This is a genomic window from Mucilaginibacter sp. Mucisp73, from assembly GCF_059491465.1.
In genome coordinates, this window is sequence record NZ_CP168507.1 from 4,568,803 (window position 1) to 4,594,749 (window position 25,947).

The 25,947-nt window shown below is 42.2% G+C and carries 25 protein-coding genes; 8 read left to right on the forward strand and 17 right to left on the reverse strand.

What is annotated here, in order from left to right; translation table 11 throughout:
* Positions 1-46: 46 nt before the first annotated feature.
* The 8 genes from ACEN82_RS18830 to ACEN82_RS18865 form a co-directional block, all read right to left on the reverse strand.
* A complete protein-coding gene (locus tag ACEN82_RS18830; protein ID WP_413321560.1) occupies positions 47-559 on the reverse strand; it encodes an OmpH/Skp family outer membrane protein in 513 nt (170 codons plus the stop codon).
* A gap of 224 nt (positions 560-783) precedes the next feature.
* Positions 784-1,296, reverse strand: coding sequence for an OmpH/Skp family outer membrane protein (locus ACEN82_RS18835; protein ID WP_090531918.1), 513 nt, complete (start codon positions 1,294-1,296; stop codon positions 784-786).
* Positions 1,297-1,344: 48 nt separating this feature from the next.
* Positions 1,345-1,875, reverse strand: a complete 531-nt coding sequence (locus ACEN82_RS18840; protein WP_090532069.1) for an OmpH/Skp family outer membrane protein — start codon at positions 1,873-1,875, stop codon at positions 1,345-1,347.
* A 16-nt stretch (positions 1,876-1,891) separates the two neighbouring features.
* A complete protein-coding gene (gene bamA / locus ACEN82_RS18845; protein WP_413321561.1) occupies positions 1,892-4,444 on the reverse strand; it encodes an outer membrane protein assembly factor BamA in 2,553 nt (850 codons plus the stop codon).
* A 63-nt stretch (positions 4,445-4,507) separates the two neighbouring features.
* Positions 4,508-5,248, reverse strand: coding sequence for an undecaprenyl pyrophosphate synthase (uppS, locus tag ACEN82_RS18850; protein ID WP_090531922.1), 741 nt, complete (start codon positions 5,246-5,248; stop codon positions 4,508-4,510).
* A gap of 382 nt (positions 5,249-5,630) precedes the next feature.
* The gene (locus ACEN82_RS18855) at positions 5,631-6,152 is read right to left on the reverse strand and encodes an ExbD/TolR family protein (RefSeq protein ID WP_090531923.1); all 522 of its coding nucleotides are present in this window, start codon (positions 6,150-6,152) and stop codon (positions 5,631-5,633) included.
* A 166-nt stretch (positions 6,153-6,318) separates the two neighbouring features.
* Positions 6,319-7,104, reverse strand: coding sequence for a type IX secretion system protein PorG (porG, locus tag ACEN82_RS18860; protein WP_413321562.1), 786 nt, complete (start codon positions 7,102-7,104; stop codon positions 6,319-6,321).
* 9 nt (positions 7,105-7,113) lie between these two features.
* On the reverse strand, positions 7,114-7,995 hold the full coding sequence (locus tag ACEN82_RS18865) for an NAD kinase (protein WP_129568469.1): 882 nt from the start codon (positions 7,993-7,995) through the stop codon (positions 7,114-7,116).
* A gap of 262 nt (positions 7,996-8,257) precedes the next feature.
* Between ACEN82_RS18865 and ACEN82_RS18870 the strand changes: the two genes are divergently transcribed.
* On the forward strand, positions 8,258-8,920 hold the full coding sequence (locus ACEN82_RS18870) for a response regulator transcription factor (protein WP_090531929.1): 663 nt from the start codon (positions 8,258-8,260) through the stop codon (positions 8,918-8,920).
* Positions 8,921-9,018: 98 nt separating this feature from the next.
* Here the strand turns inward: ACEN82_RS18870 and ACEN82_RS18875 are convergent, their stop codons facing one another.
* The 6 genes from ACEN82_RS18875 to ubiE form a co-directional block, all read right to left on the reverse strand.
* Positions 9,019-9,681 carry a CBS domain-containing protein gene (locus ACEN82_RS18875; protein WP_090531930.1) on the reverse strand — a complete coding sequence of 221 codons (663 nt, stop codon included), beginning with the start codon at positions 9,679-9,681 and terminating at the stop codon, positions 9,019-9,021.
* Positions 9,682-10,455: an alpha/beta fold hydrolase gene (locus ACEN82_RS18880; protein WP_413321563.1), complete on the reverse strand. Its 774-nt coding sequence runs from the start codon at positions 10,453-10,455 to the stop codon at positions 9,682-9,684. It abuts the gene before it with no gap.
* Between the two features lie 218 nt (positions 10,456-10,673).
* Positions 10,674-11,123 (reverse strand): GatB/YqeY domain-containing protein, encoded by a 450-nt coding sequence (locus ACEN82_RS18885; protein ID WP_188832885.1) that lies wholly within the window; start codon positions 11,121-11,123, stop codon positions 10,674-10,676.
* Positions 11,124-11,284: 161 nt separating this feature from the next.
* Positions 11,285-12,043: an SDR family oxidoreductase gene (locus ACEN82_RS18890; protein WP_413321564.1), complete on the reverse strand. Its 759-nt coding sequence runs from the start codon at positions 12,041-12,043 to the stop codon at positions 11,285-11,287.
* A gap of 176 nt (positions 12,044-12,219) precedes the next feature.
* Positions 12,220-12,954, reverse strand: coding sequence for a type IX secretion/gliding motility protein PorT/SprT (porT, locus tag ACEN82_RS18895; protein ID WP_413321565.1), 735 nt, complete (start codon positions 12,952-12,954; stop codon positions 12,220-12,222).
* Complete coding sequence (ubiE, locus tag ACEN82_RS18900) at positions 12,951-13,682, reverse strand: bifunctional demethylmenaquinone methyltransferase/2-methoxy-6-polyprenyl-1,4-benzoquinol methylase UbiE (protein ID WP_274989966.1); 732 nt, start codon at positions 13,680-13,682, stop codon at positions 12,951-12,953. Before ubiE ends, porT begins: the two co-directional genes overlap by 4 nt.
* 360 nt (positions 13,683-14,042) lie before the next feature.
* Between ubiE and ACEN82_RS18905 the strand changes: the two genes are divergently transcribed.
* Together ACEN82_RS18905 and ACEN82_RS18910 are read left to right on the forward strand one after the other, a co-directional pair.
* Entirely contained in the window at positions 14,043-15,413 is a 1,371-nt protein-coding gene (locus ACEN82_RS18905; RefSeq protein WP_090531940.1) for a Gfo/Idh/MocA family protein, read from the forward strand.
* A gap of 23 nt (positions 15,414-15,436) precedes the next feature.
* The gene (locus tag ACEN82_RS18910; RefSeq protein ID WP_413321566.1) at positions 15,437-16,174 is read left to right on the forward strand and encodes a 3-keto-disaccharide hydrolase; all 738 of its coding nucleotides are present in this window, start codon (positions 15,437-15,439) and stop codon (positions 16,172-16,174) included.
* 224 nt (positions 16,175-16,398) lie between these two features.
* On the opposite strand, the gene ACEN82_RS18915 is transcribed toward ACEN82_RS18910, so the two are convergent.
* Positions 16,399-16,887, reverse strand: coding sequence for a VOC family protein (locus ACEN82_RS18915; RefSeq protein WP_413321567.1), 489 nt, complete (start codon positions 16,885-16,887; stop codon positions 16,399-16,401).
* A 295-nt stretch (positions 16,888-17,182) separates the two neighbouring features.
* Between ACEN82_RS18915 and yihA the strand changes: the two genes are divergently transcribed.
* From yihA to ACEN82_RS18940, 5 genes are all read left to right on the forward strand, one after another.
* Entirely contained in the window at positions 17,183-17,824 is a 642-nt protein-coding gene (gene yihA, locus ACEN82_RS18920) for a ribosome biogenesis GTP-binding protein YihA/YsxC (protein WP_112654814.1), read from the forward strand.
* Complete coding sequence (locus tag ACEN82_RS18925) at positions 17,821-18,675, forward strand: UbiA-like polyprenyltransferase (RefSeq protein WP_413321568.1); 855 nt, start codon at positions 17,821-17,823, stop codon at positions 18,673-18,675. The genes yihA and ACEN82_RS18925 overlap by 4 nt, the downstream gene beginning before the upstream one ends.
* Positions 18,663-19,268 (forward strand): Crp/Fnr family transcriptional regulator, encoded by a 606-nt coding sequence (locus ACEN82_RS18930; RefSeq protein WP_413321569.1) that lies wholly within the window; start codon positions 18,663-18,665, stop codon positions 19,266-19,268. The genes ACEN82_RS18925 and ACEN82_RS18930 overlap by 13 nt, the downstream gene beginning before the upstream one ends.
* Before the next feature lie 160 nt (positions 19,269-19,428).
* A complete protein-coding gene (locus tag ACEN82_RS18935; RefSeq protein ID WP_413321570.1) occupies positions 19,429-20,355 on the forward strand; it encodes an NAD-dependent epimerase/dehydratase family protein in 927 nt (308 codons plus the stop codon).
* A 185-nt stretch (positions 20,356-20,540) separates the two neighbouring features.
* Positions 20,541-22,244 (forward strand): M3 family oligoendopeptidase, encoded by a 1,704-nt coding sequence (locus ACEN82_RS18940; protein WP_413321571.1) that lies wholly within the window; start codon positions 20,541-20,543, stop codon positions 22,242-22,244.
* 187 nt (positions 22,245-22,431) lie between these two features.
* On the opposite strand, the gene ACEN82_RS18945 is transcribed toward ACEN82_RS18940, so the two are convergent.
* Together ACEN82_RS18945 and ACEN82_RS18950 are read right to left on the reverse strand one after the other, a co-directional pair.
* Positions 22,432-23,439 (reverse strand): glycosyltransferase family 4 protein, encoded by a 1,008-nt coding sequence (locus tag ACEN82_RS18945; protein ID WP_413321572.1) that lies wholly within the window; start codon positions 23,437-23,439, stop codon positions 22,432-22,434.
* The gene (locus ACEN82_RS18950; protein ID WP_413321573.1) at positions 23,440-25,716 is read right to left on the reverse strand and encodes a glycosyltransferase family 4 protein; all 2,277 of its coding nucleotides are present in this window, start codon (positions 25,714-25,716) and stop codon (positions 23,440-23,442) included.
* Between the last annotated feature and the right edge of the window lie 231 nt (positions 25,717-25,947).

Genomic DNA, 25,947 nt, shown 5'->3' on the forward strand with positions numbered 1-25,947 from the left:
CCCCGTAATTACGGGGCGCTTTTGTATAATTTACTTAAAGGTGATTTTATTTTAAACCCAATTTCAATTTCACGGCAGCCATCAGGTCGTCGCCTGCAGGAGATACGATCATGCTAACCTGTGATGAATCCAGTACATAAGCGTAACCTTTTTCTTTGGCTACAGCTTGTACAGCAGCCGATACTTTATCAATAATTGGTTTGCCCAATTCTTGTTTTTTAGCATCAACTTGTTGCTGAGCATTGTTTTGGTAATCGTTCATGCGTTTCTGAATATCCTGCAATTCAGAAGTTTTTGCTGAACGGGCAGCATCTGTCAGAGTTGCACCGTTTTTTTCCAAATCGGCACCCTTGGTTTGTAACTCATTGTTCATAGTGGTTAACTGATCAATGAATGTTTTTTGATAGGCCTGTAATGTTGTAGAAACAGTTTTAGTTTCAGGCATCTGGTCAATAACCTGGCTAAAATTAACATAACCTATTTTTGTTTGCGCTTTAGCAAAACTACCCACGAACAACATACCTGCTGCAACTAAGGCGACTTTAAATAGTTTTTTCATTTTGTTTTGTGTCCTGTGTTTAATAATGGATAATAATTATCTGTTTGTTTTTGTAACGTGTATCAGCAAATCACTCATGAACTAACCTCGGGAGAGCTTACAATGAACAGGAACATTTGACAGCTACCCTTACCCGGCTAAAATAACAATGTGTAATTTAAATGGCAAACATAAAAAAAGCGTCCCGTTTAATCAGGGCGCTTTTTTTATGTCTTTTGTATTTCTTATTTCAAACCTAATTTTAATTTCACAGCTGCCATCAGGTCATCAGCATCAGGAGATACCAATAAGGTGATCTGTGATGAATCCAATACATAAGCATAGCCTTTTTCTTTAGCTACAGCCTGTACTGCCTGCGTAGCTTTATCAATAAGCGGTTTACCTAATTCCTGCCTTTTAGCATCAACCTGTTGCTGGGCATTGTTTTGGTAATCATTCATACGTTTTTGGATATCGGTAAGCTCGTTTTCTTTAGCAGTACGTACAGCATCGGTCATGCTTGCCCTTTTTGACTGGTAGTCCTGGCCCTTTGTCTGGTACTCATTATTCATTGTAGTAAGCTGATCAATAAATGTTTTTTGATAAGCCTGTATCGAAGCAGTTACAGTTTTAGTTTCGGGCATCATATCAATCAGCTGATTGAAGTTGATGTGGCCGATCTTAGTCTGAGCATTTGCAAAGCTGCCCGCAAATAACAAACCTACTGCAACTAAGGCAACTTTAAATAGTTTTTTCATTTTCCTTTTTCTGTGTTTAAATAATAGTTCGATTTATTTTAATTCAAATTATTTAGCAAATACCCCGGGTTTTAGTCCTAATCTGGTTATAACATCCGCGCTTTTATCATACCGCGGGTTAGCATATAACATAATAACCTCGCTGTTTTTATCAAAAATCATATCCAGGTTATCGCCTTCGGCAATTGCTTGTACAGCTTTAGACACCCTATCCTGAATTGGTTTAATCAGCGCTGTGCTTCTTTGTGAAAGCTCGCCATCCGGACCAAACTTCTGGCGTTGAAAATCTTTCGCGGCCTTTTCTTTATCAACAATTTCGGCCTCACGGCGTTTTTTCATATCAGGGGTCATCAGCACCTGGTCGGCCTGATAAGCTTTATACAGGCGGTCAATTTCCTGAAAACGGCCATCAACTTCCTTCTGCCACTGATCAGATAATGCAGCTAATTGCTTTTGTGATGAGGCATATTCGGGCATGTGCTTTAATATATACTCTGAATCAACATAAGCAAAACGTTGCGCATAAGCGCCTGCAAAAGCAGTTAACGTTAAAAAGGCCACTAAAATTATCTTCTTCATATATTCGGTACGCAAATTAATTAAATCCGCCGGATAAACTCTGAGAAATTGTAAAATGGAACTGGCCTTTATTAGCATCCGGTTGTCCCGGTATTTTGTCAAAGCCATAACCATAATCTAACCCCAGTAAGCCAAATATAGGCAAAAATATCCTTGCGCCCACACCTACCGAACGCCTTACGTTAAACGGATTAAACTGGCTAAACTGGTTCCATGCGTTACCGCCTTCGGCAAAGGCCAGCAAGAAAATCGTTGCCGACTGGCTTGCAATAACCGGGTGGCGAAGCTCCAGTGTGTATTTATTGTAGATCGCACTACCTGTATTATTATTTTGAGTTTCGTTTGAGCCTTCAGGCACTATTGAGAAGTTTTGGTAACCGCGTAAACCGATGATCTCGCTACCCTGTAAAAACTGATAGCTCTGCATACCGTCGCCACCTAATTTAAAGCGTTCAAACGGTGATGGGCCAACCTGGTGATTGTACTGGCCAAGGAAACCAAACCTAACCTGCGACATTAACACAAATTTACCTACCAGTTTCGAGAACCACTGCGCATCATATTTAAATTTATAATACTCAACAAAATGGTAACGCTCTTCCGGTGTAGCTATTTTATAGTTTATATTGTTAAACAATGAGTATGGCGGCGTAGCCTGTACAGTAAATTTAATATTTGAACCCTGTGTCGGGAAGATAGGCGCGTCAATAGAGTTACGGGTTAACTCCTGGGTTAACTTAATATTATATGATGTACCATTGGTAAACAGGTAACCACCATAGTTATCAAGACTGTAATGGTCAAAGTTAAGCGAGTAGTTTAACTGGAAATAGTTGTCAGGCCATTTCAAACGTTTACCTAACGTAACCCCAATACCATTAATACGCAACTTATTATAGTAAGGACTTGATTTTGGATAGTACTGACCGGTTGAGCTTCCCTGTGTATAAGCCGACAATGCAAAGTAGATTGGCTTTTTACCGCCTAACCACGGCTCGGAAAATGTGAACGAGAAGTTTTGATAAGTACGACCGCTCGATTGCCCCCTTAAGCTCAGTTTCTGACCATCGCCTTTTGGTAGCGGTTTGTAAGCTTTAAGGTGGAAGATATTACGGATAGAGAAGTTATTAAAGGTTAAACCCAAGGTGCCTACCAACTGGCCGCCACCAAAACCACCCGAAAGCTCGATCTGGTCTGAAGGTTTTTCAACTACGTTGTAAACCAAATCAACAGTACCATCCTGCGGATTGATGTTGGTTGGTTTAGGTTCGGTTTTTTGCTCGTCAAAGTTGCCCAGCTGGCCAATTTCACGCGCACTGCGGATCAGTAACTCTTTGTTAAATTTTTGACCCGGTTTTGTCTGGATCTCACGCATTACCACCTTATCGTTAGTAACGTCGTTACCTTTTAACATAACGCGGTTAATCGTATACTGAGGGCCTTCATAAATCCTCACATCAACATCTACAGTATCGTTATAAACCCTTGTTTGTACCGGATCGGCATTAAAGGTTAAATAGCCATCATTAAGGTAAAGCGATGAAATGTCATCGTTACCCGGAGTCGGGCCGCTTAAACGCTTGTTCAGCTCGTCTTCGCTAAATACGTCACCTTTTTTAACGTGAAGGATCCTGTTTAACAAATCGGTGGTATACTTGGCATTACCCGAAAACTTAACATTACCGAAGTAATATTTAGGGCCTTCATATACTTTCAGCTTTACGTTTACGGTTTCATCGTCATGTTTCCATACAGAATCGCTCAGGATCTCGGCATCACGGTAACCCCTGGCCTGCATTTTTTCAACCAGGTTTTGTTTATCTTCTTCGTATTTATCCTGTTTAAATTTCTTTGAACCAAATAGGTTATACCATTTACGTTTACGGGTTTTACTTAAAAATCCGCGCAACGTACCTGTTTTAAATGCTTTGTTGCCTTCAAAAATAACGTCGTTAATTTTAACCTTGGTCTTTTTATCAATGGCAACATCCAATATAACGCTGTTAACATCGCCCTGATCCTTGCGTTGGGTAATGGTAACGGTAGTGTTTAAGAAACCTTTCTCGTTAAAATGCTTTTTTATGATAGCAGTTGTTGTGCTGATGAGGTTTTCATTTACGATCTTGCCTACACGGTCGTTCAATTTTTTCTGAACATCTTCAATTTCGCCTTTGCGAATACCGGTTAAGTGCATGCGTGATAAACGCGGACGCTCCAACACAGCAATCTCCAGGTAAATCGTATCCATGTTAATTTTGGTAATGTTTAATTGAACATCATCAAATAAACCCTGTTGATATAAGGTTTTAATTACCTCGGCATTACGCTCGCCCGGCAGGTTGATACGATCGCCTTTGGTTAATTTGGATAGCTGGATCAGGATGTCTTTATCAAGATATTTTGCGCCACTAACAGAAATACCACCAATAATATAATCTTTAGGATTAAGATAACTTAAACTATCAGCCGGTATCGATTTTGTAAGTGTAGGCCTCGGCCCATTGGATATCTGGGCGAAAGCCGTAGTAGCCAAAACCGAGAAAAAAATAGCAAAAAGAAATTTATACATTCGAATATTTTAGTGGGCTAAAAATAATTTATACAGTTGTTAAAATTTGTTAAAAGTAAAAATTTAGTTCACCTGCTCACTTGTTAGGCCAAAACGGCGCTCGCGTTTCTGAAAATCGATCACTGCTTCATACAGGTCTTCTTTCCTGAAATCGGGCCATAATTTGGTTGTAAAATACAACTCGGCGTAAGCAATCTGCCATAATAAATAATTACTTATACGGTATTCACCGCTGGTTCTGATCAGCAGTTCGGGGTTTGGCATATCGCCTGTAAAAAGGTTTTGTTCAAAAACCTCTTCATTAATATCTTCCGCATTCAACTCGCCGTTTTTTACCTTTATGGCTATATTTTTTGCGGCCCGTACAATTTCGCGGCGCGAGCTATAGCTTAAAGCAAGCGTAAGCACAACACCGGTATTACCGGCTGTTGTTTCAATAGCGTTATTAAGTTCGCGAAGACATTTTTCGGGCAATGTGTCCAGATCGCCGATGGCATTTAGCCTGATGTTGTTTTTCATAAAGCCGGGAACCTCTTTATGAATAGTGGTTACCATTAACTCCATAATAGCCATAACCTCCAGCTTAGGGCGGTTCCAGTTTTCGGACGAAAATGTATATAAGGTGATATATTTAATACCTAATTTATCGGCCCCCTCAACAACATCCCTAACAGATGTTACACCGTTGTGATGGCCAAATATTCTTAATTTGCCTTTCCCTTTTGCCCAACGCCCGTTGCCATCCATAATAATAGCTACGTGCTGTGGTAGTCTCGACAAATCAATCTGATCCAAATAATCCATATTACTCTTTATCAAAAGCCACCCTGTACAAACACACCTGTGTAAAATTTTTCATCAATACTATGGTCTGCGATATTCGGTTGTTAGACTAATCAATTATTAATTACCTGCATCTGCCATTTTTGTCACGCAAATTGACGGATTTTTCAGGGTACAAAGGTAAAACTTACTTTGTATTTTTTTAGTATCCCGCGTTAAAAGAAAATGTTATTGCGAATAATATATTAAAACTGCCTAAACAGCTATCAAAACCATGATTTTTCATAATATTTGGTTTAAAGCTCAAAAAAATAAAAAAGCCGGCAGCCATTATCTGCCTGATAATGAAAGCTGCCGGCCTTAAAAAACCGCGCGTAAATTTGCTTACAATTGCGTTACACTTTTATATTCCTTTTTGTTTAAGCGCGTCAACATCGGCGGGCATAATATCAACTATAGCGTATTGCTGAATGCCGGTAATAGCCAGCTCATCAAGCGTACTCACCAAATTGCTGTATTGTGATTTATCGCTTGGTTTTACCAATACTATCATGCTTTTGCCCGAGCCGTCGTGTACTTTTTTATTGGTTTCGATGATGGCCCTGCGAATGCCATTGGCTGAAAAATCGGTTACCGAAGGTGCAATGATCGGATTTTTAAGCTCGCCCAGAAAATACATGGCCTTATTATTTTTGCCCAAAACTACAGTCAGTGTTCGGCTTGCCGGAACCGGCATTCCGTCGCCGCCGTCATCTGGCATAGCCAAATCCATAGCTTTTGGTTTAGCCAGCGTGGTGGTCATGATAAAAAAGGTAATAAGCAGGAATGCCAGATCGACCATTGCAGTAAGATCAACGCGGGCGTTTATTTTTTTGCGTTTGTGCTTTCCGCCGCCATTTTGGGGAGATGAGTTTAATTCGGCCATGACTTTAAAGATTTTAGGTTAATAATCAATTACAATACTAAATTGTAAAATACAACATGAAAACAGAATTAAATATTGTATTTTAAATTTAAAACGAATTAAATATTTAATTATTATCTAAAAGAGACGCAATAAATCCACAACACTTGTTACAGGCCTGATGTAATTAGAAGTAGCAGTTTGCTGTTACAAAAGTAAATGAGATTGTAAAGTTAAGGAAGAAGTAGGTATCATGCGATTTAAAGTCGCCGCGCTGAGAAGCAACGGTACCAATATAATTGCCGGTTTTTTCGCCCGAACGATCAGAGAGTAAAGCGCCGGTCGTGGTCATTTTGCTTTTATCGGCATATACACCGCTTACATCATCCAGGTAATCTGTAAATGCATAGCGGTAACCCATATCGGCCATAACTGTAAACTTACCGGATAAATTATACTTGATACCTAAACCATACGGGATGACGACGGTGTTATTGCCATAAGGCTTAGCCTGGCCTTCGGTTTTTAGCTGCCTTAAGCTAATCTCACGACCGTCAAAATCCTGTGCACGCGGCGCGTAAGATGCAACGCCAATACCTGTAAATATATAAGGTGTGTATTTCTTTCGTCCGGCATCGGGGATATAGTTCATAAAGTTAAACTCGCCGATAAGACTTACCTCCCGCAATTGATCTTTAAAGTTAAGGTTACGATCACGAAACTGCTGGTAGCCGGACCTGTTATCATAAGCCGATATATTACCAACACCAATATTCAGTTTAGCTGAAAAATAGCCATTAAAATTTCTTTTACCAAAGATACCCGCCGAAACGCCGCTTATTTTAACAGGGTTATTGGGGTTAAGATCACCTATGTACCCAGCACCGCCTATCGATCCGCCTATTTCCCAGGTTTGGGCCTGCAGCTGATAAGTTAAAAACAAGAATATGGCAAAAAGTAAAAATTTAGGCATCAATCAAATTTAGTAATTACGGGCATCAAGGCCCCAAAGCAGTTTATTCCTTAACGTAGTTAAATAGCTTTCATTACTAAGGCGAATTAAATTTAACTGAAAACTGGCTTTTTGAACATGAAACTTAACTGTTTGATCTAAAACTTCCGTCCGCGAATCGCAGGAGATGATATAATTAGCGCTGCGGCTTTCCACCTCAAAACAAAGCTTACTGGTATCAGGGATCACTATAGGCCGCACGTTAAGGTTGTGAGGTGATACCGGGGTTACCACTATGCTGTTTGACTGCGGGAAAATAATAGGCCCTCCGCAGCTTAATGAATAAGCTGTTGAGCCGGTTGATGTTGAGATGATAATACCATCGCCCCAGTATGAATTTAAAAACTCATCGTTCAAAAACACGTGCGTTATGATCATGGCGGCATCATCGCGCTTATGGATGGTTACATCATTAAGGGCAAAATTATTGCTGCCAAAAACATTGGGATCCGAGTCGACGGTAAGCAATTCGCGGCAATCGCAGGTAAACTGCCTGTTCACCACGGCATGAATGGCTGCCGTAATATCACTTTTATTAACACTGGCCAAAAAGCCCAGGCGGCCAAAGTTTATACCGATAACAGGGATCCCCGAATCGCGAATCAAGGTAACCGTATCAAGCAGGGTACCATCGCCTCCAAGCGTTATAAAAATATCAATAAAGCCTTTTAAGGTTTCGGCGGGGCGCAACACTTTATATTGCACTGTGGTTAGTTTATCCTGCAAATATTCGTGGAGTTGCTGGTGTACATAAATATCAACACCATGCAATGCAAGGTTATCAAAAACCTGCTGTATAAAAGGTAAAACAGATGGCTCATTAAACGGCCTGCCGTAAACTGCTATTTTCATTTTTTAAAAAAGCGAATATCGAACTTTGAAAGTACATTAATTGCAGCAAGGCATAAATAATTAATACCGGCATAAACTAAACCCTACAATCCATCCATCATACATTTTTCTTATAATGGTAAATTGTGCACTATTGTTTGCTTATATTTCCTAATAAAGCCATTTTAATTGCTTTAACAGATAAATAACTTCAAAGTAAAATAATTAAGTTTAACTATTTTTGGCCTACCTTACCAATATTTAAACAACGGTTATTTTATTGATGGATAAAACTTTTACCCAAAAACTATCGGATATACAGTCAATAGCTGATGACCTTCCTTCTGCATTAATAATTCATGAGGTTGAAACGCTGCAGATAGTGTATATGAACAGTGTAGGCCTCGATATACTGGGTACCACGCTCGGCGAACTGCAGGCCATGGGCCCTGAAACATATCACCTGAAATATTTTAACACTGAAGACAGCGACGAGTACGTACCTAAAATTTTGCACCTGATAAAAAGCAAAACACAGGAGCAGGTATCCTACTTTCAGCAGGTACGTGTACCTGATAACCCCGAGTGGCAGTTGTTTGTGAGCAATACCAAGGTTTTTGCACGCAATGAAGCAGGCGATGCTACATACATGCTAACTATAGCCAGCAGGCTTGATCCTGTGCATCATATCACCACCAAGGTAAATCGGCTTATGAATGAGATCGCTTTTTTACGCCATAATAACCTGCTATTTTTAACACTTACCCGGCGCGAAAAAGAAATTCTGAAATATATTGCCATGGGTATGAGCTCGGCAGAGATCAGCGCGAAGCTGTTCATTGCCCCGGCTACGGCCGAAACGCACCGTAAAAACATCAAGAACAAACTGCACCTGAAAAATAATTATGATGCAGTGATGTTTGCGCAGGCTTATAATTTGGTTTAAAGTCCAAAGTCGGAAGTTCTGAGCCTTAAGTCAGTAGTTTAAATTGTGCGAAAAAGTCATGCACAGCCGACTCAAGGCTTCGGACTAATGACTTAATACTACAAATTAAGGTAATTCATGAGCGAATCATACCTGTCGCGGGTGGTATCGTTGATATCGGTATGATTAAAGGTAGCTTTGATATCATACTCATACCGAAGGAAGCTGGCAGTTATGGCCGAAATATCCTGCTTGTTAACCTTAAGGGTAACTTCCATCCGGGTTGAATCGGGAAAGGACTGAACATAGGAGCTCAGGATCTGCGCGTTGTCTGACTCAACTATCTGCGCCATGTGCGCAAGCGAATTATTTTTATTATTGATCTCCAGTACAATAATGCCTCCCGGTTGCGATACTGAAGTTATTTTTGCGAAATATTCTGTAATGGCGTTAATAGATATCAGCCCAAGATAGTTGCTTTTTGCGTCAAGCACCGGTACAATGGTAAGCTGCTGCTCATAAAACAGGCGGATAACATCATAAATATGCTGATCTTCCAGCACGTAGGGATTAACCAACGAAAGGGCCAGCGCACCTATGGGTGTTTGATAATCACTTTCGGCTATCAGGTCATCCTCGGCAAGCAAACCTAAAAACTGCTCTTCATTTACAATAGGCAAATGCCTGAGGCGAAACTCAATCATACGGTCAAGCACTTTCTGAATGGTATCAGAAGTGTGTACCGGCGGTATCGAGTCAGCTATCAGGTCAAGTGCTATCATCTATGCATTTACTTTGGTTTCTAATTTAGCTAAAAACTGTTTAAGTAAAGTATTAAATTCTTCAGGGTGCTCCATCATAGGGGCGTGTCCGCATTTATCAATCCAATGAAGTTCCGAATCGGGCAGTAGTTCATGAAATTCAACAGCTACCTCGGGCGGGGTGATCTTGTCATTTCGTCCCCATATCAAAGATACCGGGATAGTGATCTTATGCAGATCTTTTTTCATATTGTGCCTGATGGCCGATTTTGCCATGGCCAGCAAGCGGATCACCTTATGCCTGTCGTTAATGGTTTGGAAAACATCCTGCACCAACTCATCAGTGGCTATAGCCGGATCGTAAAATGTAAATTGTACTTTTTCGCGCACAAAATCTATACTCTCCCTGCGCGGAAAAGAGCCGCCGAAAGCATTTTCATATAAGCCCGAGCTACCGGTTAAAACAAGGGCCCTGATGTTTTCGGGATGCGTGGTTAAATAAACTAATGCCACATGCCCGCCAAGCGAGTTACCCAATAAGGTAATATTGCTAAGCTTTTTAAACTTTATAAACTTATGTACAAATTTCGATAAACTTTTTACCCCGGTACTGATTAGCGGCATGTCATAAACAGGCAGCATGGGGATAATAACCCTGTATTTTGATTTAAACTCATTAATAACACCATCCCAATTGCTCAACGCCCCCATTAAACCATGCAGCAGTAACAGCACCTCTCCTTCGCCCTCATCGATGTAACTAAAACCGTGTTCCTCTTTAAGCACGAACTCCATATAAAATATTAAAAATTAATTTTTCAAACTTATCTTATACCAAAATCGCTTTCAGTACAAATTCCTGTTATTCCGCTGTAAAATTAGTTTATTACGAACGACATTTAGCAAGTATAGTAATTATTTACCAATGTAGTAATGTTAAGCTTTTATTAAACAAGATTAACATTAACACAACATTACGCAAAAAAGCGCTGTATTAATTAAATGGTAAAAACTTAACCCAATAACTGTTTAACCACCTCTGATATTGTTTTACCATCGGCCTTGCCTGCAAGCTCTTTACTGGCCATACCCATTACGCGGCCCATATCTTTTACGGATGTAGCACCTATCCTGCCAATAAGCTCTTCCAGGTAGCCTTCAATTTCAAACTTGCTCATTTGTTGCGGAAGGTATTCTTCAATAACCAGCATTTCGGCTATTTCCACCTGGTACAGGTCGTCGCGGTTTTGCTCCTTATAAATATCGGCCGATTCCTTACGCTGTTTTACCAGCTTTTGCAATACTTTAATTTCAGCTTCCTCGGTTAGTTCATCGGCAGCACCTTTTTCGGTTTTAGCCAAAAGCAATGCCGATTTGATGGCACGCAACCCCTGCAAACGATCTGCCTGCTTGGCAAGCATGGCCAGTTTAATGTCCTGGTCTATTTGTGTAATTAATGACATATGTTTTATGTTAGTCCGGAATTCCGATATCGGAAAGTCCGGAAGTTTTTCTTTTTAGTCCGGAAATCCGATGTCCGGAAGTCCGAAGGATTTGTTTGGTTAATAAAGCAGCCTTGTCTTACTTTCGGACTTTACTGACTTTCCGACTTCAGACTTCCTTCCTACCCCCTAAATATCGTACCTGCGTTGGCTTGTGCTGTAGGCATGATCACGAGGTCGTTAATGTTAACATGTGCCGGTCGTGATGCAATGAACCAGATGGTTTCGGCCACATCTTCGGCCACCAATGGTTTAAAACCATCATAAACTTTTTTAGCCCTTTCCTTATCACCCTTAAAGCGCACCTCCGAAAACTCGGTTTCCACAGCCCCCGGATGTATCGCCGTTACCTTAATATTATGGGGTAAAAGGTCAATCCGCATACCTTTATTTAAAGCATCAACTGCATGTTTGGTAGCGCAATATACATTTCCATTGGCATAAACTTCCTTACCGGCAATCGAACCAAGATTTATAATGTGTCCCTTACCATTTTCTATCATCCAGTTTGATATCACCCGGCTTACATACAGCAGGCCCTTAATATTGGTATCAATCATGGTTTCCCAATCATCAATGCTGCCTTTTTGAATAGGATCAAGCCCCTGGCTTAAACCGGCGTTATTAACCAGTACCGTTACATTCTTCCATTCGGCCGGCAAAGCTTCCAGGTTGTTAATGGTATCTTCGCGGTTACGCACATCAAATGACGAAACCGCAACTTCTACGTTATACTTATCATTCAGGTGTTTGGCCAGTTTCTCCAACCTATCTAACCGGCGACCGGTTAAAACCAGGTCATAGCCTTCACGGGCAAAAACGTGTGCACATGCCTCGCCAATGCCGGCGGTAGCTCCTGTAATTAAGGCAATCTTACTCATAGATATTGATAACTATAAACAGCGAAATTATGTTTTTTAGTTCAAAATATTGTCGGTTGGGAGTAAGGATGTTTTTGTATGGGGATTTTTACCATTTGCGTTAAAAACGCCAACCCATTTTAAGCACTCATTATAAATGAGCGCAAGAAAAGCGCGAGATTTAGGAGGATTACATCCTACTCAAAAATCAAACTAAACATAATGGTATGTAAGCCCAACCTGCTGAGGGGCGCCGAATAAGGGTTATACTCGCGCATCAGTACGTTGCCTAATGAATTGGAGATCTTAATCTCGGGCGAAAGCTTAAAAAATTCAAAATAAATATCACAACCCACGCCCGCCTCATATGAGGCAAAGCCGCCTACGTTTTTAACCAGCTTCTCTGAAAGGTCGAGATTGGCATCCGCGTTTTTCTTAGAGCCTATGGCCTGGGTATATTTCAGGCCGCCTACCACGTAAGCCCTGAAATCGCCCAGCCTGTCTGATTTTAATTTCAATTGCAGGGGAATGTCAACCGAAGTGGTTTGTACTTTTTTATCCACATCTTCCGACGGATCGACATAAGAATAATGCAAAGCCCTGTCGGCAAAAATTAATGAAGGTGTGGTGCGTACCTCAAGGTGCTCAGTGATCCTGTACCGGGTCAAAAAACCTACTCCGAAAGCCGGTGAACTTTTTGAGCTGATGCTGTTAAGCGGCCCTTTAACCTGCACACCGTTCTCATCTAAAAACGCGTTGCGAAAATTGGGTTGATTGACGATCTTAAAATCGGTGCTTACATACGTGAAACTGAAGCCAAAGCTCAGATCCTGCTGATCGGCACCGCCACCCCATGCAGGTACATGCTGAGCAAACAATAAATTGCTGCTAAAAATAAGTACAACTACAAGCAGGTAACGGTTTATAATCATTTAATACCGGTGTATATTGAACAGATACCAAACGTTAAAGGCCGGCATTTGGTATTCTTAAAGCCTACTTTATCCATCAAACCCACAAAAGCCTGCCCATCAGGAAAAGCAGCTACCGACTCGGGCAAATAGCTGTATGCCCGTGCATCTTTGCTGAACAATTTACCAATCCCCGGGGTAATATAGCTGAAGTAAAAATTATACAACTGCTTTACCGGGAATACTTTAGGCTTTGAAAACTCAAGCACCACCACCTTTCCTCCGGGTTTTAGCACCCGGATTATATCAGCAAGGCCTTTTTCCAGGTTTTCAAAATTACGTACACCGTAGGCAACCGTAACAGCGTCAAACTCCGCGCCCTCAAACGGCAGTTTTTCCGAATCGCCCAGTTTTACAGCAAATTTATCGCTTAAACCCCGTTTTGCTATTTTTTGCTCCGCGATGTCAAGCATCCCCCTTGAAATATCTACACCAATAATTTTTTCAGGTTTCAGGATAGATAAAGCCTCAAAAGCAAAATCGCCGGTACCGGTAGCAACATCAAGTATCAGTTTGGGTTTATCCTTCTTTAATTCGTTAATGGCCTTTTTACGCCAGATGATATCAATACCAAGCGACATGAAATGGTTAAGGAAATCATAGGTTTTTGATATATTGTTGAACATATCTGCCACCTGTTCTTTTTTGGTAGCCTGCTCGTCATGGTACGGTGTTATGGTTTTGCTCATCGCGGGCAAAGATAATGATTGTATACCGAATGCATTAACACTAACACGGGTGAAAAACGAATACTGAAACAGGGCTGACAAGTTAACTCACCCCGACTTCGCTACGCTCGCCACCCCTCTCTGCTTCGCAAAGAAGGGGGGTTTAATTTATATATTTTCTTACCCTCTTTATCCGAAGGATAGAGGAGGGTGGCCCAACGCAGCGCAAGCCAAATGGATCACCTATGCGTTACGCTGTAACTAAACCGATTTTATATTACTACAATTATGTAAATGTTAAGTCAATTCATTATTTTTAAAAACCAATTTCAGCCGGCACACTCCGGCAAATCACATTTAAAAATTTGTTTCCTTATCCTTATGAAAGACGAACAAGAATCCTCGCGCCGCAGTTTTATTAAAAAACTAACCACTGCAACCGCGGCCGTAGCTGCCGGATCGGGCCTCTTAGCCAGCCAAAGCCAGGCCAAATCTTTTTCCATCCAAAAACGCCTCATCGGCAACAGTCCTAACGACCAGGTAAACATCGCCCTCATTGGCGCCGGTGGTATGGGTACCCAGGATACCATCACCGCCCTGCAGGTGCCCGGTGTTAAACTGGTAGCCGTATGCGATTTGTATGACGGTCGCTTAAAAGATGCCAAAACCCGCTGGGGAGCCGACATTTTTACTACCCGGGTTTACAAAGAGATCCTGAACCGTAAAGACATTGACGCCGTAATCATTGCCACGCCTGATCACTGGCACCAGCAGATTTCTGTTGATGCCATGCACGCCGGTAAACATGTGTATTGCGAAAAACCGATGGTGCACGCCATTACCGAAGGTCCGGCGGTGATTAAAGCGCAAAAAGAAACAGGAATGATCTTCCAGGTAGGCAGCCAGGGGGTATCATCATTAGGCAATGAAAAAGCACACGAGTTATTAAAAAGCGGCGCTATTGGCGAATTAAACTATGCCGAAGGTTTCTGGGCCCGCCGCGCGCCGCTTGAGGTTTGGCAATACCCGATCCCTGAAGATGCCTCACCTCAAACTGTTGATTGGGAAACTTATATCAGCAATACCAAAAAGCGTCCGTTTGATGAAAAACGCTTTTTCCGCTGGAGAAATTATACCGACTATGGTACAGGCATGGCAGGCGACCTTTTTGTTCACCTTTTTTCAAGCCTGCATTTTATAACCGATTCTGTTGGCCCTAATAAAATTTATGCATCCGGCGGCTTACGTTTCTGGAATGATGGCCGCGAAGTACCTGATGTACTTTTAGGCACTTTTGATTATGGTAAAACACAGGCACACCCGGCCTTTAATCTTTCCTTGCGTTGCAACTTCGTGGATGGCACCAGCGGTACTACTTATCTTAAACTGGTAGGCAGCGAAGGCTCAATGGATATAACATGGGATAAAGTGACGCTTAAACGCAATAAAGTGATGGACTCTGATGATCCATTCTATCTTGATAAACTCAAAAAAGCAGGCAGCGGTTATGCCGAACGCAAAAAAATGCTACCGCCCGAAGAGATCACGTATGATGCCGAAAAAGGATACAAAGGTGGGCCATATGATCATATGGTGAACTTTTTTACCGCTATCCGCAATAAAGGCAAGGTAACTGAAGATGCGATATTTGGATATCGTGCGGCGGCCCCTGCCCTGCTGTGTAATGACAGCTATTACAATAACAGCCCCATGTTCTGGGATCCGGAAAAAATGCAGGTTGTCAAAAAATAACAGATCACAGCAAATACCTTATTATGAAACAACAGTTTAAAAAATTGGGTTTGGCACTGGCTGCTGCAGGCTTAGTTTGCGTACAAACGTCAGGGATTCCGGTTCATAACGCCAAACTTCCTGAACAGGCTACTCCTGCAAAAGGTACCTGGATAAATTTATTTGATGGCAAAACGTTAAAAGGCTGGCATGGCTTCAACAAAAACGGTCCGGTAAAAAACTGGACCATTGTTGACGGTGCCCTGGTTTGTCTTGGTGCAGCGCAGGGTGATACCGGCGGAGATATAGTAACCGATAAAGCTTATACCAATTTTGAGCTTTCATGGGAATGGAAGATAGAAAAAGGCAGTAACAGCGGTGTAATATACCATGTGGTTGAAGATCCGAAATACCACGGCCCTTATGAAACCGGCCCCGAATACCAGATCATTGACGATGCCGGCTGGCCCGAAAAACTGGAAGACTGGCAAAAAACAGGCTGTGATTATGCCATGTACCTGCCAAACGCCTCAAAAAAAGTAGCCCCGGTTGGCACCTGGAACACCAGTAAAATTATTTTCAACAACGGGCATGTTGAACACTGGCTCAACGGCAAAAAGATTTTAGCTTTTGAAGCCTGGACCAGCGACTGGAAAAGGAAAAAAGCCGAAGGTAAATGGAAAGATTATCCCGACTATGGCAACGCCAAAACCGGCTTAATTGCACTGCAGGACCACGGGCATAAAGCTTATTTCAGGAGCATTAAAATAAAGGAATTATAAAATTTATAATTTTTTGCTTCGTACCTTCGCGCAACAGTTTTATCTTTATCAAAAAACTCATTGGGGGTACGAAGCAATCCTTAACAGCAGGCAACCATGCAATATCGCCGGCAGAGGACTGCTTCGCCGTTCCGCCTCCCAATGACCGGGAAAGATTGATTATCTTTTGATCCCCCCGTTAAATATATAACCCACAATGAGTTTTTTTGTTTGCTTTTTATCTGTTAATTAGCCAGTTGCAGTAAATTTTCTATATCCAACCTGCGGGTAAACATGGTCAAATTCCCTTCCTGATCTACAGGCCAGTGTTCTTTGGGGCGATCCCAGTAGAGCTCAACCCCGTTTTGATCAGGATCGTTAAGATAGATGGCTTCAGATACACCATGATCAGATGCTCCTGTAATATTGTAACGGGCATCAATCAGCCTTTTAAGTATAATGGCCAGGTCTTTTCTTTCGGGATATAAGATGGCAGTATGGTATAAGCCCGGTGCGTATTCCGGGGCCGGTGAAGCGCCTTTGCTATGCCAGGTATTTAAGCCAATATGATGGTGATAACCACCTGCAGATATAAATGCAGCCTGATCGCCGTACATCACCATTTTTTCAAAGCCTAACAAACCACAGTAAAAATCAAGAGATTTTTGCAGGTCGCTTACTTTTAAATGTACGTGACCAATGCGGGTTTGGGCGGGTATTTTATAATTGTTCATGTTGTTTCTTGTTGGAAGGTTAAAATGTTGTAAAGTTGGAATGTTGCCTACAAACATCATTAACTGTCACAAATTTAAGCTATTTTAATCCGGACCGTGTCGGCAACATGTAAAATATGTTTAAACATCTATTTTTATTAATTTTGATTCAGTTTCAAACCTGAAGCACTACGCTGGTTTGAACAAAACATTACAACCATCAACAATCTAATAACATTTCAACTTTAAAACATTACAACTTTATAACAACAAATCCTACTTTATAACATCCAAAACAAAACCCTACCTTTGCAGAATGATCGTAAAATCGGCCGAATTTATTTGCAGCAACAGCCAGGTAAGCAAGTTACCTCCACCCGTTAAAGCGGAGTACGCTTTCATCGGGCGCTCAAATGTGGGCAAATCATCCCTTATCAATACATTAACTGGTAAAAAGGGTCTTGCTAAAACGTCGCAAACTCCCGGCAAAACGCAGCTGATCAATCATTTCCTGATCAACGAGGGCTGGTACATTGTTGATTTACCCGGTTATGGCTATGCCCGCGCATCAAAAACGGAAAAAGCCAAATGGGATAAGTTCATCCATACTTACCTGGACAAGCGCGAAAGCCTGCAATGTGTAATGGTGTTGATAGACAGTCGTCTCGAGCCGCAAAAGATCGACCTTGAATTTTGCAACTGGTTGGGCGAAAAAGGCCTTTCATTTGTGCTGGTATTTACCAAGGCCGATAAACAATCGAGCATTAAAACAGACCAAAGCATTGCCAAATTCAGGAAAGCCCTGCTGGCTACATTTGATGAAATGCCGCAGTTTTTCATCACATCGTCGGAAACACAGCAAGGCCGCGAAGAGATACTTGAGTTTATTGATGCAGTAAATCAAAATTTTGAAGTACCGCAGTTTTTTAGTTCCCCTCTTGAGAATAATAAACAATGAAAAAATACTTATCCTTAGTAACCTTCGCCCATACCATTTTTGCCATGCCGTTTGCATTTATCGGCTTCTTTTTGGCAGTAACTACAACCCAGTATCATTTCGACTGGCTAAAGCTGGTTTTGATGGTTTTATGTATGGTATTTGCCCGTAATTCGGCAATGGCCTTTAACCGTTACCTTGACAGGGATATCGACATTCAAAACCCACGTACCAAACAGCGCGATATCCCGGCCGGCCGGATCAGCCCAAAAGCTGCTTTAACATTTGTTATTATCAACTGCCTGCTGTTTATTACAGCTACCTGGTTCATCAACAGGCTTTGTTTCTTTTTATCGCCGGTAGCTTTATTTGTGGTAATGGGCTACAGCGCAACCAAACGTTTTACCGCGCTCTGCCATCTGGTATTAGGATTGGGTTTATCGCTTGCTCCTATCGGCGCTTACTTAGTGGTCACCGGTCAATTTGCCCTCACACCTATATTCTTTTCACTATCCGTACTTTGTTGGGTAAGCGGATTTGATATTATTTACGCTTTGCAAGATGAAGATTTTGACCGAAGCCAAAACCTGCACTCTATCCCGGCGTACTTAGGTAAAGTGAACGCCTTAAGACTCTCTACCTTTTTACATGTGCTTTCGGCTGTTTTCATCATGATGCCGGCATTTGAAACTCAGGTAGGCTTCCTGTACTACATTGGTATCGCGTTCTTTTGCGCCATGCTTGTTTACCAGCACCTGCTTGTAAAACCAAACGACCTGAGCCGCGTTAACTTTGCTTTTATGACTACCAATGGCATTGCCAGCGTAGTATTTGCTGTATTGTTTTTGCTCGACAGGATATGGATTCGCTAAAGGCCATTAACAAGTTTCGGGAGTATTTTGAGAGATATGTTCCGCTTACCGACTACGAGTGGCAGGCTTTATCGCAATACCTAACGGTAGATGCCTTAAAAAAGAAAAGGTTTTATGTAGAGGCCGGTAAAGTATGCGATCATATCGGCCTGGTAGTTAAAGGCTCGGTACGTTATTACCATATTAAAGACGGCGAAGAAATAACCGGCTATTTCAGCTTTGAAGATGAGATGTTAAGCTCATACAAAAGTTTCCTCACCCGTACACCGGCGGCAAATTATATCCAGGCGCTCGAAGATTCGGTGATTGTGAATTTAAGCCACAAAAATCTGAAAGAAGCTTGCATGAATGAGCTGCTCGGTTTTAAGATGGAGCGTTTTGGAAGATTAACAGCCGAACACTATCTCATCTGTTACGAAGAACGTATTACTTCCTTTATCACCCAATCGCCCGAAGAACGTTATGCCGATCTTTTACAAACAGGTGGCGAAGCCTTATACCGCATCCCCCAACATTATATTGCCAATTATTTAGGGATCACTCCGGTTTCGCTTTCGCGAATCAGGAGAAGGATCATGAAGATAAGCGCTTAAACCTCACCCCTGCCCTCTCCAAAGGAGAGGGAGTAAAGGCATAAATTTTAAAGTCCTCTCCTTCGGAGAGGATTTAGGAGAGGTGAAATTCCTTATCTTTTGTTAACGTTTTGATTTACAAAGGCAGCCTACCTTTGTAATACACAAAACGAAAAAGATCATGCATACTATATTAGGAGCCGGCGGTCCGGTAGCAAACATCCTCACCAAAGAATTAATCAACCATAACGAAACCATCCGTTTAGTTAGCCGCAAACCGGTTAACACAAATAATAATGATAAAGTAACCTGGCAAAAAGCCGACCTGCTCAATTACGATGAAGTACTGTCGGCAGCAAAAGGATCGACAGTAATTTATCTCGTGGCCGGCCTGGTTTATGATAAAGACATCTGGCGGGCGCAATGGCCGGTGATCATGCAAAATGTGATCAATGTTACCAAAGCCACCGGTGCCCGTTTAATATTTTTTGATAACGTTTACATGTACGGACTGGTTAACGGCTCCATGACCGAAGATACCCCATATAAACCCAGCAGCGTTAAAGGCGAAATAAGAGCGGGCATCGCCGAAATGCTCATGAATGAAGTTAAAGCCGGCAATATCAACGCAACCATAGCCCGCGCACCTGATTTTTATGGCGCCCCGGTCAACAGCTTTATTGATATGATGGTGCTTAGCAATTACGCCAAAAAACAAAACGCGCAATGGATAGGCAATCCGGATTGTAAACACAATTTTATTTATGTGCCCGATGCAGGTAAAGCTATGTTTATGCTTGGTCAAAATCCCAATAGCGGCAACCAGATCTGGCACCTCCCTACCCCGCCGGCCATCACCGGTAAACAGTTTTTGGATATTGCCGCCGGGGTTTATAAAGTTGAACCAAAATATACACGCGTTAATAAAGTAATGCTGTGGCTGTTCGGTTTATTTAAAAAGGTGGTAATGGGTACAGTGGAGATGTATTACCAGTACGATCACGATTATATTTTCAACAGCAGCAAATTTGAGAAAGCGTTCAACTTTAAACCAACAAGCTACGAGGATGCGATAACTGAGATATCGAAAACGCTTCATAAAGGGTGAGTCCGAAAGTCCGAAAGTTGTTTTTTTGTCGGCAAGTCCGATGTCAGCAAGTCCGAAAGTCAAGATGTAACTTTCGGGCTTTTTTAATAGGAATATCTTCTTTTTAATTCCAACCTACGGACTTTTCCGACTTGCGGACTTACGGACTAAATACGCATATTTGCATATCTGCACATCTAAAAATCATGATCCACAAAAAAACGAGAACATATATCCCGGCTTCCCTTGATATTAAATGGGAAACCCTTGAACCTTTTTATAAAGAATTATTAGATCGCCCTATCAATTCAGTTGAAGAACTGGAGAAATGGCTGCGCGATAAAAGTGAGCTGGAGGCAGCTTTGGAAGAAGATTTCGCATGGCGCTATATCCGCATGACCTGCGATACCACCAGCGAAGACTTGCTTCAAAAGTTCCAGTACTTTGCTACCGAAATTGAGCCCAAAATTGCTCCATATAGTAACGAACTGAACAAAAAGTTGGTTGCCAGCGCATTTGTTGATAAACTGGACGGCGAAAAATATTTTATTTTTTTACGGGCTGTAAAAAAAGCATTGGAACTTTTCCGCGAGGAAAATATCCCGGTACAAACCGAAATCCAGGTGGAACAGCAGAAGTACCAATCTATAACCGGTTCCATGTCTGTTCATGTTGATGATAAGGAATTTACTTTAGAACAAGCTTCCGTATTTTTAAAAGGCACTGATCGTGCTAAACGCCAGGAAGTTTGGGAAAAGATCACCAGCCGCCGTTTACAGGATAAAGACAAACTCGATGAACTTTTCGATCATTTGCGCAAGCTTCGTCACACAGTGGCAACAAACGCCAATTTTGAAAACTTCCGCGATTATATGTTCCAGGCTTTAGGCCGTTTTGATTATACCCCGCAGGATTGTTATGCTTTTCATGCAGCTATCGAAACCGAAATAGTACCTATTCTAAAAACCCAGGCCGAAAAGCGCCGCGAGGCTTTGCACTTACCTACGCTTAAGCCATGGGATATGGATGTGGATATTTCAGGCAAACCAGCCCTTAAACCATTCCAAAATGGCGAAGACCTGATCGAGAAATCTATCCAGTGCTTCAGCAACATCAATCGCTATTTAGGCGAACGTTTGGAGATCATGAAAGATAACGGCCTGTTTGATGTGGAAAGCCGTAAAGGCAAAGCCCCGGGTGGTTACAACTATCCCTTGGCCGAAACCGGCGCACCTTTCATTTTTATGAATTCGGCCAATACCTTTCGCGATTTAACCACTATGGTACATGAGGGCGGTCACGCGGTACACACTTTCCTTACTGCCGATCTGGAACTGAATGATTTTAAACATTGCCCATCCGAAGTTGCCGAATTAGCCTCCATGTCGATGGAGCTGATCTCGATGGATAACTGGAATGTGTATTTTGATAATGAGGAAGATCTTAAACGCGCTAAACGTGATCAGTTGGTTGATGTATTGAAAACTTTGCCCTGGGTAGCCGTTGTCGATCAGTTTCAGCACTGGATCTATACCAACCCCGACCATACCGACGCCGACCGCACAACCGCCTGGATCGAGATCTTTGAACCATTCGGCGCGGGTTTTGCCGATTGGAGCGAACATCGCGAAGCATTAGCAAATCTTTGGCAAAAACAGTTGCATATCTTCGAGGTGCCGTTTTACTATATCGAATACGGCATGGCCCAGTTAGGCGCTATCGCTGTGTGGAAAAACTACAAAGAAAATCCGGAAAAGGGTTTGCAGCAATATCTTAATGCCCTTAAGCTTGGCTACACCAAAACCATCAAAGAAATTTACGAAACCGCCGGAATCAAATTTGATTTCAGCGCGGCTTATGTAAAAGAACTGGCTGAGTTTGTTAAGGCAGAGCTGGATAAATTGAATTAAGATAAATTCTTCATAAAACAACAAAAGCGCCATTGGGCGCTTTTGTTGTTTCACTGCTGCCGCGGGTTTAGCGCAGCGTAACCCGTGGTTAGCTATGGTTAAAGCTTTCAGCTTAACCGCTTGGGCTGAAAGCCCCAATTATGAATTACCACAGGTTACGCTGCGCTAAACCTGCGGCAGTTATTGGTTATTTGTTTAATATCGTCTTATATAACTCCCAATAATCACTTACCATTTTTTCACTCGAAAACTGTGCATTAGCCCATTCATAACAATTAATCCTGCTAATTTCCCCAAGAGCGCTAACAGCCTCAACAGCTTCATCAACCGTATTAACCAGAAAGCCGGTCTGTGCGTTTTTGACTAATTCAGGCATTGAGCCGCGGTTAAAAGCTATTACCGGCGTACCGGATAGCATTGCTTCAGCCACACTCAGGCCAAAAGGTTCGTCAAAGCTGATGGGATGCAACAGTGCATAAGCGCTGCCTAAAAGCTCCCGGCGCTTATCAGGCCCGGCATGGCCTATATACTCCACATCGGCACAAAGCAATGGCTCTATCTTTTCCTTAAAGTAGTTGGTATCCTGAACTATCCCAGCTATCAGTAATTTCCGTTTACTTTTCCTGGCGATATCGATAGCTTCAGCAGTTCCTTTATCTGGATGGATCCGCCCAAAGTATAGCAGGTATTCATCCGGCTGCTCATTAAATTTAAAATCGCGGGTATCTATGCCGTTATAAACCGTAGCAAGATAATCAAGCTCAGGACTACGGTCGGCATTGCTAATAGAAACGTAATGCCCCCGGCTATTATATTTTTTATAAACCGGGATGATCTTTGATGATGAAAACCCGTGAATGGTAGTGATTAGCGGCGTTTTAATTAGGCATGAATAGGTAAGCGGCAAAAAGTCAAAGTTATTATGAATAATGTCGAACTGACCGGCCTTTTCCATCAGGTTACTGATATGCAGGCATTCCAGCACTTTGGCATCCTGTGTTCTGTCTTCCTCATAACCCGTGTCGCAAATGGCATCAAGTTTACCCGCGGTTATCGAATCGCCCGTGGCGAAAAGGGTTACCTCCGCCCCCATTTTGATGATCCCTTCGGTTATGTTTGATGCTATTTGCTCCCAGGGCCCGTAGTGCCTGGGCGGCGTGCGCCAGGCAACAGGGGCTAATACAGCTACCTTCATTTAACAGATCTGCATTTTTTGGCCGTATTTATTGTACTCATATTCCAGCTCAAAGGCTTTCAACACCGTAAGGTGCGATATCAGATAAGCCAATGTACTTTCAGCTCCCTGGTTACGGTTAATGCCGCCAGGCAGCAAACCATCGCAGCAGCCTTTGGTTTCATGGTCATACAACGGTGCCCGCAAAGTATTTTCGCCGAGGAACCATTTATAGCTCAGGAACATTTTTTCAATATACTGCGGTATCCTGAAGATCTGGTATGCCTGGAAATGCATCAGCACCATAGCCATGGTTTCAATAGCCTGCTGATCAAATGTAGGGAATGTGCCGCCACGGTAATACCAGCCATCGTTACCAACAGGACTTAAATATCCGTTTGATAAAGTAAGCTGATCAAGGAAAGCCATAGTTGCCAAAGCTATTTTCCTGGCCTCTTCATTACTGGTAATCTCGCATGAGTGCAGTAAGGCCAGCGGCAGGATGGCGTTATCGTAAGTCATCTTTTCCTCAAACCATTGCCAATCATCAGACTGGGTGTTGTTATAAGCATCAATCAATGGCTGGGTAAGGTTGGCCAATATTTTAACCATGCCTTCATCTGTAGGATAAACCTGCAGGTAAAGACTGATGCCAATTATAGTATTTGCCACACCCCTTAAATGTTTCAGCGCTGAAAAATGCGGCACCGATTTATGGAAGATCTCCAGGGCGAATTCACGGTATGAATTGCTGGCCGCACAGCCAATCAAATGGCCGAGGGCCCAAATGGTACGGCCAAATGAATCTTCCGACCCAACCTCGTCCAGGTAGCGCCTGTCAAAACTCAGGAAGTTGCGGAAGTTACCATCATCAGTTTGCATATAGTGGATATAGCTCAGGTAAATAGGCAGCAGCTCAAATGCTTCCCGGCTCCCGTTACGCTGATAAGCCATTAGTGCCATAATGAGCGCGCGGGCATTATCATCCAAACAATACCCTTCTTTTAAATTCGGGATCCCGTACTTGGCATGTTGTACAATCCCGGTATCATCGGTTAGCCGCAATACGTGGGTCAAGCTGAATTTTGGCAGGATCTCCGGATCAACAATGCTGTTGCGAAGGATTTTATCACTGAAATCATATCTAACCAGAGACTCTTGTGCTACTTTAATAAATTCGGCACCAATAACCGGCCAGCGTAAATGCAAGCCATATTGGTACGCATTGTCCTTCAGTTCGTTCAGCACACGGTCCTGATCAAGTAATTCAATAACGGTATCGGCCAGGGCTTCCGAATTTTTAAAATCAAATAGCCTGCCACGCTTCTCGGCCAGCAATTCGGTAGCATGCCAGTATGGAGTCGAAACCACAGCTGCACCCGCACCAACCGCATATGATAAGGTACCGCTGGTGATCTGTGCTTCGTTTAAATATGGTGTTACGTAAATTTCGCAGGCAGTTAAGTAGTTTACCAATTCCTCTTCGGAAACAAACTTGGCAATAAATGCCAGGTTCTTCGAAACGCCTAACTGCGCCGCAAGCGATTTCAAGTGATCACGGTACTCCTCGCCCGAACTTTTGATAACCCCGGGATGTGTATTACCCAATACCACGTACATCACATCAGGGTGTTTCGCAACTATTTTAGGCAATGCTTTTATTACGGTTTCCAAACCTTTGTTACGGCTTAGCAAACCAAAGGTTAACATCACCCTTTTGTTTTTAAAAGCCGACAAGCTTTTCACCGGATTCTCGGCAGGGGCTTCCACATTGGGCACGCCATGCTCTATGATCTGGATCTTATCGGCAGGGATCTCATAAATATTGGTCAGGAAATCTACAGCACGTTTGCTCATCACCACAACCTTCGATGATTGCTCGGCAATTTCGCGAATAATGATGCGCTGCACATAGCTCGGGTCTTTCAATACTGTATGCAAAATAGAGATCAATGGTTTTTCGAGACGATTGATCAGCGGTAAAATATAAATGCCGCTTTCGCCGCCGTAAATGCCAAACTCATGCTCCATAATACATACATCGGCATTACTGGTATTGATATAATTGGCCGCACGGATATAATCTTTCTGGTGATTTTGGCGAATGATATATTTAACTTCCTCCGGGTATTCATATTCCTGCAGGTTTTCCGAATCATTAAGTGCCACGACAAAGCCATTTTGTGCTAAGGTGTGCCTTTCAGGAAAATTTGAACTGATGGCACGCATCAAATTATTATTAAATGTTGCAAGGCCGCATTCGCGGGGGGGATAGGTTGATATATATGCTATTTTCATATGTAGATTGTGTATAGATGCTTTGATAGTTCGTTTTACAACATTTAATTAATTGTAAAAGCAGGGTGACCTTAAAAAGATGCATCAGTGACCTTATTTATTGCCTTTAGGACACTGAAAGCATTGTTTTTATAGGCATTGCTATAAATACACAAACCATACCAATTTAACTCAAACTATAATCCTTATGAATTATGAAGGGGTTGTAACAGGCAATTTACAAGGAAGAAT